Origin of the sequence: uncultured Lacinutrix sp. (assembly GCF_947500605.1) — a bacterium.
Taxonomy (GTDB): Bacteria; Bacteroidota; Bacteroidia; order Flavobacteriales; family Flavobacteriaceae; genus Lacinutrix.
Window position 1 is genome coordinate 19,661 of sequence record NZ_CANMSJ010000001.1, and the last position, 16,889, is coordinate 36,549.

Genomic DNA, 16,889 nt, shown 5'->3' on the forward strand with positions numbered 1-16,889 from the left:
GAATCCTTTTTTCTGATATTAAACTAACGGTATTTAGTAGAAATAAATTTACCTAAAAATTAATTATTAAAGATTATATTGTAGGTAATTTAAAACAGACTATTTAACTATACTTTTTATTTTATGAAAAAATATCGACGTTGGATTATTGAAGGTATGATATTTGTAATAATCATGATAAGCTTCTCAATTGTATTAGATATCGTTAATCATGATTTTAGATGGGACAATATGCTTAAGCGTACTGTAGTCTGGTTAATTGGAGGTGTAGTTTACAGTTTTGTAATGTACTTTGCTTATAAAATATCTCTTAATAAATTAAAAAATGACAGCTGAAACAATAATTAGTATTTGCCTTGGTGTAGGTTTAGCGGCATCTGTTGGTTTTCGCGTATTTGTACCATTATTTGCATTAAGCTTAACTGCTTATATGGGTGGTTGGGAATTAAACGAATCTTGGCAATGGATTGGAAGTCTATCTGCTTTAATAGTTTTAGGCGTAGCTACAGTTGTAGAGATTTTTACTTATTATATTCCTTATGTCGATAATTTGTTAGATTCTGTAACGATTCCATTAGCAGCAATTGCAGGAACAGCCGTAATGGTATCTACAGTTGCAGATTTAAGTCCTGTAATTACATGGGCTTTAGCAATAATTGCAGGCGGAGGAACAGCAGCAGCAGTTGCAAGTACATCTGGCGTAACTAGGCTCGCATCTACGGCAACAACAGGAGGTATTGTAAATCCTGTTGTTTCTACTGTAGAAACAGGAACTGCAGTTGTAATGTCTGCAGTTTCTATAGTTTTTCCTGTAGTCGCTATCTTTTTAGTAATCCTTATATTATTCATTATTTTTAAGCTTTATAAAAAGTTTAAATCTCGTAACGCTTAAATTCAGTATAAAAATTATATTTTTGACTTGTTAATAATTCTGCTAAAACTTCAGCTTAATAAATGAAAATTATCGCAATGATTCCAGCACGCTACAGTGCTTCACGTTTTCCTGGCAAACTTATGCAAGATTTGGGAGGTAAACCTGTAATTACTAGAACCTACGAAGCTACAGTTGCTACACAATTGTTTGATGATGTAGTTGTGGTAACTGATAGTGATATCATATTTAAAGAGATTGAAAGTATTAATGGAAAAGTAGTAATGAGCATTAAAGAACACGAATGTGGAAGCGATAGAATTGCAGAAGCCATAGAGTTTATGGATGTGGATGTTGTTGTAAATGTTCAAGGAGATGAGCCTTTTACAGAGGTAGATTCGCTAAGAAAACTTATTAAAGTATTTAAAGAAGATAAGGACAAAGAAGTAGATTTAGCATCGTTAATGGTACATATTACTGACGATGATGAAATAAAAAACCCAAACACCGTAAAGGTAATTGTAGATCAAAAAGATTTTGCTCTTTATTTTTCGCGTAGCCCAATACCATATCCTAGAGATAAAGAAGTGGCTACAAAGTACTACAAACACAAAGGTGTTTATGCCTTTAGAAAAGAAGCTTTATTAGACTTCTACCGTTTACCAATGTTAATGTTGGAAGCATCAGAAAAAATAGAATGTATTCGCTATTTAGAGTACGGAAAACGTATAAAAATGGTAGAAACAAATGTTCAAGGCGTAGAAATTGATACACCCGAAGATTTAGAACGCGCTAAGAAATTGTGGAAATAACGAAAGTTAATTTCCGCTTTAAAAATAGAATTTATAATAATTAAAAGAGTTTAATACTATTGAATAAAGACTACCAAAATATAAAAGTAATTGGTTTTGATGCAGATGATACGCTATGGGTTAACGAAACCTATTTTCGTGATGCTGAAAGCGAGTTTGCAAAGCTTTTAAATAGATTTGAAACCGAGAATAAAATAGACCAAGAGCTCTTTAAAATGGAAATGAAAAACCTTCCCGTTTATGGTTATGGTGTTAAAGGTTTTGTTTTATCTATGGTAGAAATGGCATTAGAATTATCTAATAATACTGTGTCTAATACTACTATTTCAAAAATATTAGACATTGGTAAGGATATGATTAATAAACCTGTAGAGCTACTTGATGGAGTAGAAGAAGTGCTTGCAGAATTATCCAAAAACTATAAGTTAATTGTAGCTACTAAAGGCGATTTGCTAGATCAAGAACGTAAGCTTGAAAAATCTGGATTGTTAGATTATTTTCATCATATTGAAGTATTAAGTGATAAAAAAGAAGATAATTACAGTAAATTATTAAAGCGATTAGATATTGAGCCAGAAGCCTTTTTAATGGTTGGAAACTCTTTAAAGTCTGATATATTACCATTAATTAATATAAAAGCACACGCTATACACGTTCCTTTTCATACCACTTGGGCTCATGAACAAGTTAAAGAAATGGACACAAATGGAAAAGACTATAAAACTTTAAATAGTTTATTAGAACTTCCAAAATTATTGAATTAAAATTGAAAGAATTAGATATAAATACGTGGAATAGAAAGGAGCATTTTGAGCATTTTTCAAAACTGAAAGATCCTTATTTTGGTATAACCATTCCGTTTAATGTAACTAAAACTTATGCGTTTTCTAAAGATAACAAAGTGAGTTTTTTCGGCACTTATTTACATGCTTGCATGCAAGCTATTAATGGTGTCGAAAATTTAAAATATAGAATTGTAGACGATAAGGTGGTAATTTTTAATACCATAAATGCTTCTGCAACTATAATGAGAGAGAATAAAACATTTGGTTTTTCGTATATAGATTTTAATGAGAATTTAGACTTATTTTTGTCTAATTTTCAAGACGAAAAACAACGTATTAATACTTCAAGCAATCTATTTCCACCTAAAAACGGATTAGATTGTATCCATTGTTCCGCTTTACCTTGGTCGGATTTTTCAGGCCACAAAGAGCCCGTTTCAGGTTTGCAAGAATCTGTTCCCAAATTGGCATTTGGAAAAATGAAAGAAGTAAATAATGAAAAAATAATGAATGTAGCAATTAATGTTAATCATGCACTTGTAGATGGTTATCATTTAAGTTTATTTTCAGAATTATTTCAGAAAAAACTAAATAAGTAATAACTTTACAAACTAAGACTAAAAGTCAATGAGTTATAAGAATTTTCCAATGGTGTCCAGAGTAATATTTGGACGAGGTAGTTTTAATCAATTAGAAGAAATTCTTTCTCCTAAACGACTAAACACCAAAGCACCATTTATATTTTTTGTGGATGATGTTTTTAAAGGTAACGCTTGGTTAACCTCAAGAATTCCGTTGTCTTACGACGATAAATTAATATATGTCTCTGCAGAAAAAGAACCTGAAACGTCTCAAATAGACAAACTAGTAGAAGACATTATTCTAAATTATAAAGAGCTGCCATCTGGTATTATTGGTATTGGAGGTGGTAGTGTTTTAGATATTGCTAAAGCAGTAGCTATTATGCTTACTAATGAAGGAGAGTCTAAAGATTACCAAGGTTGGGATTTAGTTAAAAATCCAGCTATTTATCATGTTGGTATTCCTACTGTTTCTGGCACAGGAGCCGAGGTTTCTAGAACTACAATTTTAACAGGTCCAGAACGTAAATTGGGTATTAATAGTGATTATACACCATTCGATCAAGTAATGTTGGATCCAGAATTAACAAAAGATGTTCCTAAAGACCAATGGTTTTATACAGGAATGGATTGTTTTGTTCATTGTGTAGAGTCGCTTAATGGTACTTTTTTAAACGCTTTTAGTAAAACTTATGGTGAAAAAGCATTTACACTTTGTAAAGAAATTTTCCTTGAAGATGGTTTAAGCGATGAGGAATCTCAAGATAAATTAATGATGGCGAGTTGGCACGGAGGTATGAGTATTGCTTATTCTCAAGTAGGTGTTGCTCATGCTTTAAGTTACGGTTTAGGTTATTTATTGGGTGTTAAACATGGTATAGGTAACTGTATTGTATTCGATCATTTAGAAGAATACTATCCAGAAGGTGTTGCTATGTTTAAAGAAATGAAAATTAAACACAATATTACTTTGCCTCAAGGTATTTGTAAAGACCTGTCGGACAAAGAATTTGATACCATGATTAATGTTGCATTAAGCTTAGAACCACTATGGGAAAATGCAATTGGTAAACAATGGAAAAAGACAATTACAAGAGATAAGCTAAAGGCACTATATCAAAAAATGTAGTATGCTAGGCTTCTATAAATTTATATACTTTAAAGTATTGGGCTGGAAAATTGAAGGTAATATTTCAATGTCTAAGGATACTATAAAAAAAGCAGTTATTATTGCTGCACCACACACTAGTTGGCACGATTTCTATATTGGTGTTTTTCTTAGAAGAGTACTCGATATAAAAACCAATTTTGTTGGTAAAAAAGAATTATTTGTATGGCCATTGGGCTATTATTTTCGAGCTATTGGTGGTGTACCATTAAACAGAAGTACTAACGAGAATAAAGTAGAAGCTATTGCTAAAGAGTTTGATAAATTTGAAGAATTTAGAATCACTTTTGCACCCGAAGGCACAAGGAAGAAAGTAGAGCAGTGGAGAACAGGTTTTTATTACATTGCTAAAGCTGCTAACGTGCCAATAATAATGTTTACATTAGATTTTAAGAATAAAAAAAATACTATTTCGGAGCCTTTTTATCCTACAGATGATATTGATGCAGATTTTAAATTCATGCACTCTTTTTATAATGGTATCATTGGTAAAAAACCAGAATATTCTTAACGATTAAGCTTTAGAAAAATAGTTTAAAATTTTTGCAAAAAGCATATCTCAATTTTAAATAATATACTATTTTTGGTATAATAATTGGAATACATTCCGTGTAGTATGCGGATGAAACATAAAGTAAACTTTGCCAAGTCCCTAAAAAGAAACATTTACCTACTACAAGATTATAAAAGCTACTTAACCTATGTGAAGTAGCTTTTTTTTTGTTTTAATTTCTATCCTTTTCTTTTAAAACAAAATATATAACTGTAATATATACAGATGTTTATGGTTTTTTTTTGTTTTAACACTTTTTAAGAAAACTTATGTTTATATGTTAATATGAGGTTAATTTAAATAAAGAGTAAAACCAACAATATCTTTGTTTCGTAAGTAGACTATAATAACAATTAAAACCAATTAGTATGACAATTTTAAAAAATTCGATTAAATTATGTAGTCTTTTTGCCTTAGGAGCATTAACTTTTACATCGTGTAGTAATGATGATGATAATACAGGTAGTACAGGAAACCCATCACCAACTACATCAACAAGACTATATACCTCTAACAATGCAGATGGTAACATTACATTTTATGATATAACAGACATGAGTAACATTACAACGACATCATTAATAACTGCAAGTGTTGCTGCAGATGGTATTTATTATGATGGTAGTACAGATACAGCTATTCAAGCATCTCGTTCTGGTTTAGCACTAGAAGGTTTTGCAAATGCGACAACTCAAGCTACGCAATCTAATGTAAATATTGATGTTTTAGGTACAGCAGATATGGTTAGTCCAAGAGAGGTTGCTGTAAACGGTAATTTTTATGTAGTTGCAGACAACTCTGATGTTGATGGAGATACTACAACACCAGACGGAAGATTATTTATCTATGAAAGATCGGGTGATGCATTTACTTTAAGAAACACAATAACTACAGATTTTAAACTTTGGGGAATTGTATTTAATGGAGCAGATTTATATGCAGTTGTGGATGCCACTAGTGAATTAGCAGTATTTAATGGTTTTCTATCTAACAGTACAGACGTTACTGTTTTACCATCTAAAAGAGTAGTAGTAGAAGGTATTGTAAGAACACATGGTATTACTTACGATGCTAATACAAACACAGCTGTATTAACAGATATTGCAGATGCAACTGTTAGTACAGATGGCGGATTTCATGTAATTGCAGATTTTACAACTAAGTTAGATGCTACACCAAATGGTGGAACAATAGCTTTATCTGATCAAGTAAGAGTTGCAGGTTCTAATACTGTTTTAGGAAATCCTATAGATGTTGCTTATGATGGTAATACAGAAACTGTTTTTATTGCTGAAGCTGCAAATGGAAGAATTCTTGCTTTCAACAATATTGGTATAGGTGGAGATTTAACTCCTGCAGTTAACAATTCATTAGTATCAGCTTCTGCTGTGTATTTATCTAAGGACTAATTAAAGTTTTATAACATATAATTATAAAAAAAAATGCCATTCTGATAGGAATGGCATTTTTTTTATTTGATAATTTTATTACTCTTCAGTACTTTCTTGCATAGTATGATATACATTTTGGACATCGTCATTATCATCTAACTTTTCTAAAAGTTTTTCAACGTCTGCTTCTTGTTCAGGTGTTAATTTCTTTAAAACTTGAGGGATACGTTCAAATCCAGAAGATAGAATTTCAATATCTCTAGATTCTAATTCTGCTTGAATAGCTCCAAAGTTTTCAAAAGGTGCGTAAATTAAGATACCGTCGTCGTCTGCAAAAACTTCTTCAGCTCCAAAATCTATAAATTCTAGTTCTAGCTCTTCAGGATCTAAACCTTCGGCAGGAATTCTAAAATTACAAGTATGATCGAACATAAAAATTACAGAACCAGAAGTTCCTAAACTACCATCACATTTATTAAAATAGCTACGTACATCTGCAACTGTTCTTGTATTATTATCTGTAGCAGTTTCTACAAGTACTGCAATACCATGTGGTGCATAACCTTCGAAAATAACCTCTTTAAAATCACCTTGACCTTTTTCACTTGCTTTTTTAATGGCACGCTCAACATTGTCTTTAGGCATGTTTAAAGCCTTTGCATTTTGTATAACGGCACGTAAACGTGAGTTACTGTCTGGATCTGGTCCTCCTTCTTTTACAGCGATTACAATGTCCTTTCCAACACGAGTAAATGCTTTACTCATAGCAGACCATCGTTTCATTTTTCTTGCTTTACGGAACTCAAAAGCTCTTCCCATAGTAATTTGTATTTTATTGCTTCCTTGTCTTAAATTTTGAGATAAGGAAATCTATATTTTTAATTTCCGCGTAGACGAAAATTTGTTCGTTATTTATTAATGTGTTACAAATTTAAAAAAAATGTTTGGCTACAAAAATGTTTCAAGCTAAACTATTCTAATAGACGTTTAATCTTTTGGCACATGCCTAGATAAAAACTTAGATTTCGATTCTTCCATTTTTAAAAACACTTTCTGTCTGTTATTATTTAAAGCGTCATTTACCTTGTTATAATTAGTTCCAGCTTTATTAATGTCTTTTATTTTTTTATTGTAAGCATCAATTTGCTCTTTGGTACGTTTCTTTTCTGGAGTTTTATCGATAGTTGTTTTTATAGTTTCAAAATCTTCTTTTAGAATTAAATAATCTGCGATTGTAGGAATTTTATTTTCAGATTCATCAACAAAGAAATTAAAAACAGCTTTGTAAGCTAAAATTAAACTTTTATCAGTTTTATATGGCTCGGTTGTTTTTAGTATTTCTAATCCGTCTTTTGCAGCTTGATTTAGTGCATTTGTATTTTGCTGTATACCGCTAACATCACTTTTTTCTATTGCTTCCCATAAGTATACTTCGTTAATGTAAACTTTAAAGAAAATTAGATAAAGTGCATTTGTATGGTCGAATACCTTATTAGATATTGCCATTTTCTTACCTAAATCGTTATCACTTTCAACAATGTTTATTTTGTGCTTATCGGCAAAAGCGTAGAAGTTTTTCTCGTAATCAACTTGCGATTCCATCATTTTTTCGTCTGCCAATTCTTGAGCCAAAATATAAGCTTCCATTAAGTCGTAAGATTGTTCGGCAACAGCTTTCATATCTATAATATCGGCATATTCCTTTTTTAATAAACTTTCGTTTAAACGCATGTGATTAAGGACGTTGTTTTTATAATCTTCACCATCGAAACCTTTTGCTTTTTCAATTTTAGCAATAGCACGTTCAACCGTTTTTATTAACACTTCTCTCTTTTTAGAAATACTTTTATCGCTTTTACTATGCGCAACGGCTTTAGTATATTTCCATGTGTTTTTTGTTACGGTTTCTTGTTCTTTACCAATAAACTCTAGGTATTCTAAAGCGGAATCAAAACTTTGAGCACTGGCAAAAAGTGAGAACAGAAAAAGTGAAGCGAAAAGTAATTTAGTTAGGACTTTCATTAATTATTAATTTGGGTTATTAAATCTTTTAATATGTTTTGCGCTTCGTTTATATAAATATCTTGAGCGAGTGTTTGTAAAACAGCTTTATTCTGTTCTTTATCTTCTGTATTGTATTCTAAAAGTTCGGTTGTAGATATTGTATTTTTAATTTTAAATAGAGGAGGTGTATTTTCATCCTCATTAAAAATAAAATCTAAAGTTGCTTTTCTACGTTTTTTTTCTTCGGAAATACTTTCCAAAGTAAGTTTGTGTTTTATTCCTTTTTTATAAACGAATTTATATAGTGCTTTATTAATATCTAAAACTCTTTTGAAGCTTTTATCATTAGTAATACGCGCATTACTTTTAGTATTTACAACATCTATTCCTAACTTAGGAAGTGGAATATGTTTTAAACTAATGCTAGTTGATGTGTTTTGTAATGCATGTGATTTATTTTTTTCTGCGGTTTCAAAATTATCGTATAATGATGGTAGTTTAATATCGGGAATAATACCAACAGCTTGATGGCTTTTGCCAGTAACACGAAAAAATGTTTCTATAGTTAATTTAGCAAAGCCTAAGGTTTCGTCTTCGTTTAAAGGCATAATACTTTGCGCACTAGATTTACCGTAAGTTGTAGAGCCTACAATTATTGCGCGATTATAATCTTGCATGGCTGCAGCAAAAAACTCCGATGCAGATGCACTATAATCATTAACCAAAATAACAATAGGTTTACTATAAAAGCTACCACGTTTACGGTCTTTAATAGTATAATTCTCTCCTGCTTTAGATTTTATAATAGCTACAGGACCACGGTCTATAAACATACCCGAAAGTTCTATAGCTTCTTGCATAGAGCCACCGCCATTAAAACGTAAATCGAGAATAAGACCTTCAATATTTTCCTTTTGAAGCTTGTATAATTCTTTAGCAATATCTGCAGTTAGACCACGACCATTTGGAGATTCGTAATTGGTATAAAAACTTGGTATTTTAATGTAGCCATAATTGGTAGTGTCTGAAATAAGATACGCTCTAATGGCATTGTTTTCTACCTTAATATTACTTTTAGTAAGCTTTATATCTTGTAGTGTTCCATTTTCTTTTTTTATAGAAAAGGTTAATGTTTTATGGGCTTCTTTATTAAGATATAATGCGATATCTTCATTAGAAACACAGTGTATAGTAAACACGGTTTTTCCATTAGAAATAGATTTTATAACATCGTCCTCTTCAAATTTACCATTTTCGAAAGCTGCACTTCCAGGAATTACGTGTGCAATAGCTATTTCTCCGTTGTCGTTTTTACTTGTAATAATACCAAAAGACATCTGGTTTTTGGAGAGGCTGTTTTGGTAAGTTACTTTTTCGGTAGAACTAAAAAATGTAGAATTAGGATCGTTAACCTTTACATAGGCGTTTAAAAAAGCCGATTTAACAAAACGATTAATTCCGCCTTCTTTATTTAGGAATTCGTTTAAAAGGCAAATTTCATTTTCAATAACTATTTGTTTTGCTTCATTTTCTAAGGTTGCAAAATTCTTTTTTACGTCAGAAATGGTCTCGTTCTCATCGAGTAGTTTCGTAATTACGCGGTAGCTAATTCGTTTACGAATACCTTTTTCTAAGGCAGTTTCATCTTTATAATAGGTATAAAATTTTTGAGGAGTCTGTTGTAATGTTATTGTGCCAGAATAATCTAATGATTTTTGTTTTAAAGCTTCAAGTTTAGCAATATTAAGCTTTATTCTCTGCTCTAAAACCGAAACATATTTGTTTATAAAGTTGCAGTTTTCAACTATAATATAGTCATCGAGTTTTAATTCATCAACACTAAAAACTGTAATATCACTTTTAAGAAAATAATCTTTATCAGCATCCATTTCTTTGAAAAATAATTTAAAAATAGATTTGGAAGTGCTGTCGTTTAGTGTTTTAGGATTAAAATGATTGGTGTTAATCGTTGTTTTAAGCGCAGAAACTTGTTTGCAAAACAGAGTGTCTTCTTGGCTGTAGCCAAAAATTGAAACACAAAAAATAAAGGGAACTAAGAATAATCTAATCATTAAGGGCAGTAAATTAGAGTTGTAAAATACAAAAAAAAGTACTTATAATCCTAGTTGCTACTGCATTTACTAATCTTCTTCTTCAACAATGCCTTCAATGGCTTGCGCAAGTTTTATATCTTTTATAGTAACACCACCAGCATCGTGAGTAGATAATGTAATATTTAAGATATTATAAGTGTTAGACCAATCTGGATGGTGGTTTAAAGCTTCGCACTCAAAAGCAATTCGGCTCATGGCACTAAAGCAATCTTTAAAATTATTGAATTCGTATTCTGTATGGATTGCATTATCTGCATAATCCCATTCTGGTAATTTTTCTAAGTGCTTTTCTATATCCTTTTCTGTGAGTTTTAACATGGTTTTTGTTTTAAGTTATTTATTTATCTAAACTATTAAGTATTACAACTTTTGTTTCAGTAAGGCTTTCGATATTTTGTATTTGCGAGTCATTTAAATTATTAATAAATACTACAATATCAGCATTTATGTTTTTGGATAATTCTTTTAATTCTTCGACTTTACCAGTGCTAATATAGGTGCGGGCGCTAAGAGGTAAATCGAGCATTTTAGAGCCTCCAGGTTTTTTACTTCTAGAAACACCTCTTCTTTGTACAAGTTCTCCAACTATTAGTCCACCTTGATTTATTATTCTATCTCTAATAGAAATAAGATGATCTTCTAGATTTAATTTTGATGAAACCAATCCTGAAATAATTACTCGTTTTCCGTTTATTTGGTGCATTCTAACCATTCCATTTATTAGAAGTTTCATTTTTATAAAAATAAGAATTGTAAGATTGATTTAACAGATTACCACATTTTTTTTATTGAAAAAGTTCGTAATGACATATAGCGAGAACTAAACCTCTAATTCTTTTAAAACATCTTCACTTTCTAATTGTAAATGCTTTGGTAATTTATTCTCTTTAGCTAAAACAGCTAAATAACGCTCTTCGTTAGTAGTATAAACGTTTTTAAAAATAGGTTTACTAATACCTAAGGTGTCAATAATTTCTTTTATAAAATCATTATGAAGCACTAAATCACTACTTCCTAAATGAAAAACGCCATATTTATCACGATTAATAATATAATGAATTTGCTGCGTTAATTTAGTGTCTGTAGTTACATTCATTACCAAATTAGGAAACACCTCTATTGGTAAACCTTCTTTAACAAAGGCCTTAATTTCTTTAATTCGTGGTGATTGTGCTCCAAAAACCATTGGTAATCTTATAATTGCGATTTGCTTTTTAGGCATACGTAATAGCATGTTTTCAATCTTAATTTTAAAATGACCATACATGCTATGACTTAAGGTTTTATCCAGTTCGTAGCTAGGAAACTTGCTATAAGCATCGAAAACATTAGCAGAAGATAAGTAAAGTAGTTTTGCATTATTAGCAATTACATATTCGCAGGCATGCGCATGCGCAATTATTTGTGCAGAAAAATTACCACGAAGTGCAGATATAATTACGGTAGGTTTTACTATTTCAAGAATCTCGAAAATATCGTCTTCTTCAATATTGTATTGAAAGTAATGCTGATTCTTATCAAAGCTATAATTATCGGTTCTATAAGTTCCGTAGGTTCTAAAATAGGAGCAGAGCTCTCTATAAATAGCTTCGCCAATAAAGCCGCTGGCACCTAAAACTAGAATTCTATGTTTTTTGTCTATTTCTTGTTTCATTAAGTAACTTTAAATACTAAAAAATAGAACGGTTTGTTTTAGTAGTAAATTGCTCTAAAGCTTGCATTCCAATTAAAGAATTTCCTTTAGGGTTTAATCCAGGAGCCCAAGTAACAATAACAAAATCGTTAGGTAGTAAAGCTACAATACCGCCACCAACACCACTTTTTCCGGGTAAACCTACTTCGAAAGCAAATTCTCCAGCCTCATCATAAAAGCCGCAGGTTAGCATAATTGCATTAATTCTTTTTACTTGACTTAAGGTTAAGTGTTGTGTTTTATTAACACATTCACCTCTGTTAGAAAAGAGATAAAAAGCGTTAGCAAGTTGCTCGCAATTCATTTCTAATGCACATTGATGGAAATAGAAATCTAAAACAACATCGACATCGTTATTTAGATTATTAAAAGATTTTAAAAGGTTTGCTGCTGCATAGTTTTTAAAACCTGTGTGTTGCTCTGATGCTGCAACTTTTAAGTTGTAATTTATGGTTTGATCTCCAGAAATACCTCTCACATAATTTAAAAAATCTTCTTTAGGATTTTTAAGGTGCGTTACCAAAATATCTGCAACAACAATAGCTCCTGCGTTTATTAATGGATTTCTAGGGATTCCGTTTTCTAATTCTAATAAAGATAAGTGGTTAAATGGGTTGCCAGAAGGTTCTACATCTACACGTTTCCAAATGTTATTACCTTCAAAAACAATGGCTTTAGATAGTGCTAAAACCTTAGAAATACTCTGTATAGAGAATGGTTTATCCCAATCTCCAACTTGGCAATTTTCGCCATTTACTTGCTTTAAATATATACCAAAACTAGTATTGTGTTGCTTTGCTAGTTCTGGTATATAAGAAGCTACAACACCTCTTTGTGTTGTAAGTTTTAAATCGTTATGGATTTCTTCAATAATGTTTTGGAAATCTATCATACGTTTTTTATCCTTTGTAGAAAGGTAATTTTACTACGGTTGCAGGTACTGCATTTTTACGAATTTGGATATTAATTTTACTATTAACATCTGTAAAAACAGTTGGTACATAACCTAAACCAATACCTTTTCCTAACATTGGAGACATAGTACCAGAAGTTACTACACCTATTTTTTTACCTTGCCCATCTACAATATCGTAACCTTGTCTAGGAATACCACGTTCGTCAAGCTCAAAAGCAATTAACTTACGTTCTACACCAAGACGTTTTTGTTCTTTTAAAGCTTCAGAATTTGTAAAGTTTTTAGTAAATTTTGTAATCCATCCTAAACCAGCTTCTAATGGAGACGTTTCGTCTGTAATATCATTTCCGTAAAGGCAATATCCCATTTCTAGACGTAAAGTATCACGAGCAGCAAGACCAATAGGTTTAGCACCAGCTTCGGTAACTTTATCCCAAATTTGTTTTACCTCGTCGTTTTTACAATAGATTTCAAATCCGCCACTTCCTGTATAACCAGTTGCAGAGATAATTACATTCTCTATACCTGCAAAATCTCCAACTACAAAGTTATAGAACTTTATTTCGGCTAAATCGTGACTTGTTAATGCTTGCATTTTTTCTACAGCATTTGGACCTTGTATTGCTAAAAGAGAATAGTCTTCGCTTAAATCGCGCATGGTAGCATCTACATTATTTTTAGATGAGATCCAGTTCCAATCCTTTTCAATATTACTAGCGTTTACTACTAATAAATAGGTTTCTTCTTTTAATTTATAGATAATTAAATCGTCTACAATACCACCATCATCATTTGGTAAACAAGAGTATTGTGCTTTTCCAATAGTTAATTTAGAAGCATCGTTACTAGATACTTTTTGTATTAATTTTAAGGCATTAGGTCCTTCGATTAAAAACTCTCCCATATGCGACACATCAAAAACACCACAGTCTTTTCTTACTGCTTCGTGTTCTATATTTACGCCATCGTATTGTACTGGCATGTTATAGCCTGCAAATGGTACCATTTTCGCACTTAGTGCTTCGTGTGTTGTAGTTAATGCTGTGTTTTTCATTGAAAAAAAGGTTTATTCTTTTCGTATAAACGAAAATCTATAGTGTTTTGTTAATGTTGATTTCTCCAACAAAAGTATTGAAAATTATTGAGTTGATTTCTACGTCTATCATATTAAAAAGGCCTTAATTTTTTAGCTTCAATTTTAATGATTAATTTTCAGCTTTAATATAATAGCTATTATATTTTATGAAACATTATTTCCTTCTTTTTACGTTTTTATGTAGCGCTATTATTTTACATGCTCAGCATACCGAAAAGTATCTAGAGTTAACCAGAAATTTAAAACCTATAGATAGTTTTAAAGCTACTATTTTTCATAAAAACAAACAACTGTGCATTCTGAAAAAATATATAAATATTCAAGAGCATTAAAAGCCATGTTTCTTGCTAAAGAAGGCAAGCTTTTAGATAATAAACGCCATGGTAAATGGGTGTTCTATAATGAAAATGGAGAAGCGGCTAAAGAGAAAACCTACAAATAAAAATGAAATACCTATTTACAAAACTTATCCTTATTTTATTTCTGTTTTCGGCTTGTAAAAATAAAAGAGAATCAGATTTTGTAGGAATACAATACAGTAGCGTTAAACAAGGTTATGTTTTCGATTAATATTTGACTATGGTGGAAATTTCGAATTAGATTGAGATTGTTTGTTTTTAAGGTAATTTCGAATTTCTATAACGGTTTTGTGTGCGAGGATTTACCGCAGGAAAATCAAACGGAACAAAAATACAACGACCTTTGTCTAAGCATTAATTTAGCAATTTTTTATACACGTTGTTGTAAAACGTTTTTATTCATTCTTTTGTTCAGTCAGAGTCTTGAATTCAAACAGTTTGTTTTCAATATTGTCAGTCGTGAATTTTTTAAAGTCATTCACAAATAGAGTAATATCTTGACTCTTTTCGCTTTCTATTTCTAAATTATACTTTTCATTAATTATTAATTTTAAAGGAAGTTTACTTTTTTTAAATGTGAATGATGTAAAACTTTCAAACATCGTATTAATGTTTATTAAACTATCCTTTGATTTTATAGTACTTCCAATTCCAATTCCGTCATCGTTTTTAGAATTCACATAAGATTTGAAAGATATTTTCACTTTTATGGAATCAGTTAAGTTTTCAGTTTCTTTAATTGAAATGCTATCAATAGAATGTTTCGGCTTAATAAAATTCAATTGAATTTTTTTGTTTTCAATCAAATATTCTCCAGAACCAAATTCGTTGATTGTAAAATATGGTCCATCTATATGTCCTTTTATTTGATTCTTATCATTATAGTATGATAATGGCGAATCTCCTTTGTATGAAATAAAACCAAATTTTTGATTTGGCAATAAATGAATAAAAGACAGACTATCAGACGTAAAGAGGGTTTTTTCTCTATTATTTTCTTGTGAGTAAATGTTTTTACTGATTAAAAGAATTGTCAAAATTAAAATTGTCTTCAATTTCATAATATATGTTTATTCAAATTTATTCGTTTTGTGTTTTGAATAAAAATTCAATTTAGTAATCAGTTCTTTTGATTTAGTGAAATGGTCTTTTGGTTTAGGTAAATGTTTTACAACATTTTACTTGATATACAACCGTTTTAATGTTTTATATCAGCAGTTATATAAATTCGAAGTTAGCGGATTTTTTTAACAAAGTCAAGTTGTAAAAAAGCTAAAAATTAGAATTGAAGATAGGTTTATAAATCTTTTAAAATTTAAATAAAATAAGTAACAAAACAATTACCGGACGTTGGTGTACAATACAGTAACGCTAAAGAAGGTTATGTTTTCGATTAATATTTGAGTATGGTAGAAATTTCGAATTAGATTGAGATTGTTTTTTACACTCAGTTCTTTATTATCATAAGTTTTTAATAAAGGAATTATTCTTTATTTTTTTATGAATCATTTAAAGAATATTAATAAAATAACTAGATAGTAACAAATTCAGGTAAAACAATTTCCTCAATTTTAGCTATAGCCTCACTTACGGGAGTTTCAGATTTTCTCAGGTTTATCGCCATATGATTAACACCAACATTTTCATATTCTTTTAAATATTCTGTAAGATGGTTGATACCTACTGTACCACCAAAACGTTGTGGTTTAAAAGTCGCATTGTCGTCTTTAGATAGGTTTAAATGTATAGCCGAAATATAAGGTTTTGCTGCTTGGTCTTCATCATACAAAGCATTACACCAGTATTTTCTGTTTTCTAAAGTTTCTGCTACGGGTCGTGGGTAATTAAACCAAGCTTGCGCGTTTTTGGCAATCCAATTAATACTTTGCCCGGAATGACCAGCTACTACAAGTGGAATGTCTTTTTTAGGTTTTGGATAAACTTCTATACCACTAGTTAAAAAATCGTATTTAGATTTTAAATTGCTATTTGTTTTCCAAGCTTCTTTAATAATGTCAAGATTATGTCTAAAGATTTTAGGTCTTTTTTTATAGTCAATATTATACATTGGGAACTCCACTGGTCTGTCTCCCAAACCTAAACCTAACAAAAGCCTGCCATCACTTAAATTTTCAATGGTAGCAGCAGCTTTGGCTAATTTTATTGGCTGTTGTAGTGGCAATACAATTGCTGCCGTACCCAACAAAATGTTTTTGGTAGCTGCAGATAAATACCCTAAGTACGGTAAGGTGTCAAACAATTGTGCACCATCACCAAAATTAGGATCATATACAGGAACATCTCGCATCCATAAAGCAGCAAAACCTGCTTCATCAATTTGTTGTGCCAATTCTAAATGTTTAGAAATATCGGGTACTCCAAAAGGTCTATTGTCTTCCAAACGTTTGCGGTTTCCTTCTGTTGACCAATCGTTATCTAAAGGGAACTCTATACCAAGTGTCATTTTACCTGGCTTGTATAGTTTATCAAATGAATTCATAGTGTTATTTATTTTTGAAATCATCAGGTATCTCTCAGGATACCTG

Annotated in this window: 20 protein-coding genes; 10 read left to right on the forward strand and 10 right to left on the reverse strand. The window is 30.8% G+C overall.

All coding sequences use genetic code 11. The annotated features are described in order from the left end of the window. Window positions 1–123: 123 nt before the first annotated feature. The 8 genes from Q0935_RS00090 (at window position 124) to Q0935_RS00125 (ending at window position 6,179) form a co-directional block, all read left to right on the forward strand. On the forward strand, window positions 124–336 hold the full coding sequence (locus Q0935_RS00090; protein WP_299381279.1) for a hypothetical protein: 213 nt from the start codon (window positions 124–126) through the stop codon (window positions 334–336). Further along, window positions 326–892, forward strand: coding sequence for a DUF4126 domain-containing protein (locus Q0935_RS00095; protein WP_299381282.1), 567 nt, complete (start codon window positions 326–328; stop codon window positions 890–892). The genes Q0935_RS00090 and Q0935_RS00095 overlap by 11 nt, the downstream gene beginning before the upstream one ends. A gap of 62 nt (window positions 893–954) precedes the next feature. Beyond that, window positions 955–1,683, forward strand: a complete 729-nt coding sequence (gene kdsB / locus Q0935_RS00100; RefSeq protein ID WP_055437388.1) for a 3-deoxy-manno-octulosonate cytidylyltransferase — start codon at window positions 955–957, stop codon at window positions 1,681–1,683. A gap of 59 nt (window positions 1,684–1,742) precedes the next feature. Beyond that, a complete protein-coding gene (locus tag Q0935_RS00105) occupies window positions 1,743–2,447 on the forward strand; it encodes an HAD family hydrolase (RefSeq protein WP_299381285.1) in 705 nt (234 codons plus the stop codon). Window positions 2,448–2,449: 2 nt separating this feature from the next. Next, on the forward strand, window positions 2,450–3,067 hold the full coding sequence (locus Q0935_RS00110) for a CatA-like O-acetyltransferase (protein ID WP_299248548.1): 618 nt from the start codon (window positions 2,450–2,452) through the stop codon (window positions 3,065–3,067). 28 nt (window positions 3,068–3,095) lie between these two features. Further along, on the forward strand, window positions 3,096–4,178 hold the full coding sequence (locus Q0935_RS00115) for an iron-containing alcohol dehydrogenase family protein (RefSeq protein ID WP_299248545.1): 1,083 nt from the start codon (window positions 3,096–3,098) through the stop codon (window positions 4,176–4,178). Between the two features lies 1 nt (window position 4,179). Then, window positions 4,180–4,728: a 1-acyl-sn-glycerol-3-phosphate acyltransferase gene (locus tag Q0935_RS00120; protein WP_299248542.1), complete on the forward strand. Its 549-nt coding sequence runs from the start codon at window positions 4,180–4,182 to the stop codon at window positions 4,726–4,728. A 410-nt stretch (window positions 4,729–5,138) separates the two neighbouring features. Further along, the gene (locus Q0935_RS00125; protein WP_299381288.1) at window positions 5,139–6,179 is read left to right on the forward strand and encodes a hypothetical protein; all 1,041 of its coding nucleotides are present in this window, start codon (window positions 5,139–5,141) and stop codon (window positions 6,177–6,179) included. Between the two features lie 78 nt (window positions 6,180–6,257). Here the strand turns inward: Q0935_RS00125 and Q0935_RS00130 are convergent, their stop codons facing one another. From Q0935_RS00130 to gcvT, 8 genes are all read right to left on the reverse strand, one after another. Further along, window positions 6,258–6,980 carry a YebC/PmpR family DNA-binding transcriptional regulator gene (locus Q0935_RS00130; RefSeq protein ID WP_299248536.1) on the reverse strand — a complete coding sequence of 241 codons (723 nt, stop codon included), beginning with the start codon at window positions 6,978–6,980 and terminating at the stop codon, window positions 6,258–6,260. A 168-nt stretch (window positions 6,981–7,148) separates the two neighbouring features. Then, window positions 7,149–8,183, reverse strand: a complete 1,035-nt coding sequence (locus Q0935_RS00135) for a hypothetical protein (protein WP_299381291.1) — start codon at window positions 8,181–8,183, stop codon at window positions 7,149–7,151. Then, window positions 8,183–10,237, reverse strand: coding sequence for a carboxy terminal-processing peptidase (locus tag Q0935_RS00140; RefSeq protein ID WP_299381295.1), 2,055 nt, complete (start codon window positions 10,235–10,237; stop codon window positions 8,183–8,185). Before Q0935_RS00140 ends, Q0935_RS00135 begins: the two co-directional genes overlap by 1 nt. A 69-nt stretch (window positions 10,238–10,306) precedes the next feature. Next, window positions 10,307–10,597: a 4a-hydroxytetrahydrobiopterin dehydratase gene (locus Q0935_RS00145; RefSeq protein WP_299248527.1), complete on the reverse strand. Its 291-nt coding sequence runs from the start codon at window positions 10,595–10,597 to the stop codon at window positions 10,307–10,309. A 19-nt stretch (window positions 10,598–10,616) separates the two neighbouring features. After that, window positions 10,617–11,012 carry a hypothetical protein gene (locus tag Q0935_RS00150; protein WP_299381298.1) on the reverse strand — a complete coding sequence of 132 codons (396 nt, stop codon included), beginning with the start codon at window positions 11,010–11,012 and terminating at the stop codon, window positions 10,617–10,619. A gap of 87 nt (window positions 11,013–11,099) precedes the next feature. After that, complete coding sequence (locus Q0935_RS00155) at window positions 11,100–11,933, reverse strand: sugar nucleotide-binding protein (RefSeq protein WP_299248522.1); 834 nt, start codon at window positions 11,931–11,933, stop codon at window positions 11,100–11,102. Window positions 11,934–11,949: 16 nt separating this feature from the next. After that, window positions 11,950–12,864 carry a glutaminase gene (locus Q0935_RS00160; RefSeq protein WP_299248520.1) on the reverse strand — a complete coding sequence of 305 codons (915 nt, stop codon included), beginning with the start codon at window positions 12,862–12,864 and terminating at the stop codon, window positions 11,950–11,952. Between the two features lie 7 nt (window positions 12,865–12,871). Further along, window positions 12,872–13,942 carry a glycine cleavage system aminomethyltransferase GcvT gene (gcvT, locus tag Q0935_RS00165; RefSeq protein WP_299381301.1) on the reverse strand — a complete coding sequence of 357 codons (1,071 nt, stop codon included), beginning with the start codon at window positions 13,940–13,942 and terminating at the stop codon, window positions 12,872–12,874. 334 nt (window positions 13,943–14,276) lie between these two features. Here gcvT and Q0935_RS00170 point away from each other — a divergent pair, with 334 nt between their 5' ends. Together Q0935_RS00170 and Q0935_RS00175 are read left to right on the forward strand one after the other, a co-directional pair. Continuing rightward, window positions 14,277–14,426 (forward strand): hypothetical protein, encoded by a 150-nt coding sequence (locus Q0935_RS00170; protein WP_299381304.1) that lies wholly within the window; start codon window positions 14,277–14,279, stop codon window positions 14,424–14,426. Between the two features lie 2 nt (window positions 14,427–14,428). Next, window positions 14,429–14,554, forward strand: coding sequence for a hypothetical protein (locus Q0935_RS00175; RefSeq protein WP_299381306.1), 126 nt, complete (start codon window positions 14,429–14,431; stop codon window positions 14,552–14,554). Between the two features lie 184 nt (window positions 14,555–14,738). Here the strand turns inward: Q0935_RS00175 and Q0935_RS00180 are convergent, their stop codons facing one another. Then, on the reverse strand, window positions 14,739–15,404 hold the full coding sequence (locus tag Q0935_RS00180) for a hypothetical protein (protein WP_299381309.1): 666 nt from the start codon (window positions 15,402–15,404) through the stop codon (window positions 14,739–14,741). 470 nt (window positions 15,405–15,874) lie between these two features. Beyond that, a complete protein-coding gene (locus Q0935_RS00185) occupies window positions 15,875–16,843 on the reverse strand; it encodes a TIGR03571 family LLM class oxidoreductase (RefSeq protein WP_299381312.1) in 969 nt (322 codons plus the stop codon). Window positions 16,844–16,889: the final 46 nt, after the last annotated feature.

Coding starts and splice junctions, on each gene's coding strand:
- kdsB (WP_055437388.1), top strand. CDS start 955: ATGAAAATTATCGCAATGATTCCAGCACGCTACAGTGCTTCACGTTTT.
- Q0935_RS00130 (WP_299248536.1), bottom strand. CDS start 6,980: ATGGGAAGAGCTTTTGAGTTCCGTAAAGCAAGAAAAATGAAACGATGG.
- Q0935_RS00115 (WP_299248545.1), top strand. CDS start 3,096: ATGAGTTATAAGAATTTTCCAATGGTGTCCAGAGTAATATTTGGACGA.
- gcvT (WP_299381301.1), bottom strand. CDS start 13,942: ATGAAAAACACAGCATTAACTACAACACACGAAGCACTAAGTGCGAAA.
- Q0935_RS00095 (WP_299381282.1), top strand. CDS start 326: ATGACAGCTGAAACAATAATTAGTATTTGCCTTGGTGTAGGTTTAGCG.
- Q0935_RS00175 (WP_299381306.1), top strand. CDS start 14,429: ATGAAATACCTATTTACAAAACTTATCCTTATTTTATTTCTGTTTTCG.
- Q0935_RS00135 (WP_299381291.1), bottom strand. CDS start 8,183: ATGAAAGTCCTAACTAAATTACTTTTCGCTTCACTTTTTCTGTTCTCA.
- Q0935_RS00140 (WP_299381295.1), bottom strand. CDS start 10,237: ATGATTAGATTATTCTTAGTTCCCTTTATTTTTTGTGTTTCAATTTTT.
- Q0935_RS00150 (WP_299381298.1), bottom strand. CDS start 11,012: ATGAAACTTCTAATAAATGGAATGGTTAGAATGCACCAAATAAACGGA.
- Q0935_RS00145 (WP_299248527.1), bottom strand. CDS start 10,597: ATGTTAAAACTCACAGAAAAGGATATAGAAAAGCACTTAGAAAAATTA.
- Q0935_RS00185 (WP_299381312.1), bottom strand. CDS start 16,843: ATGAATTCATTTGATAAACTATACAAGCCAGGTAAAATGACACTTGGT.
- Q0935_RS00120 (WP_299248542.1), top strand. CDS start 4,180: ATGCTAGGCTTCTATAAATTTATATACTTTAAAGTATTGGGCTGGAAA.
- Q0935_RS00125 (WP_299381288.1), top strand. CDS start 5,139: ATGACAATTTTAAAAAATTCGATTAAATTATGTAGTCTTTTTGCCTTA.
- Q0935_RS00090 (WP_299381279.1), top strand. CDS start 124: ATGAAAAAATATCGACGTTGGATTATTGAAGGTATGATATTTGTAATA.
- Q0935_RS00180 (WP_299381309.1), bottom strand. CDS start 15,404: ATGAAATTGAAGACAATTTTAATTTTGACAATTCTTTTAATCAGTAAA.
- Q0935_RS00155 (WP_299248522.1), bottom strand. CDS start 11,933: ATGAAACAAGAAATAGACAAAAAACATAGAATTCTAGTTTTAGGTGCC.
- Q0935_RS00160 (WP_299248520.1), bottom strand. CDS start 12,864: ATGATAGATTTCCAAAACATTATTGAAGAAATCCATAACGATTTAAAA.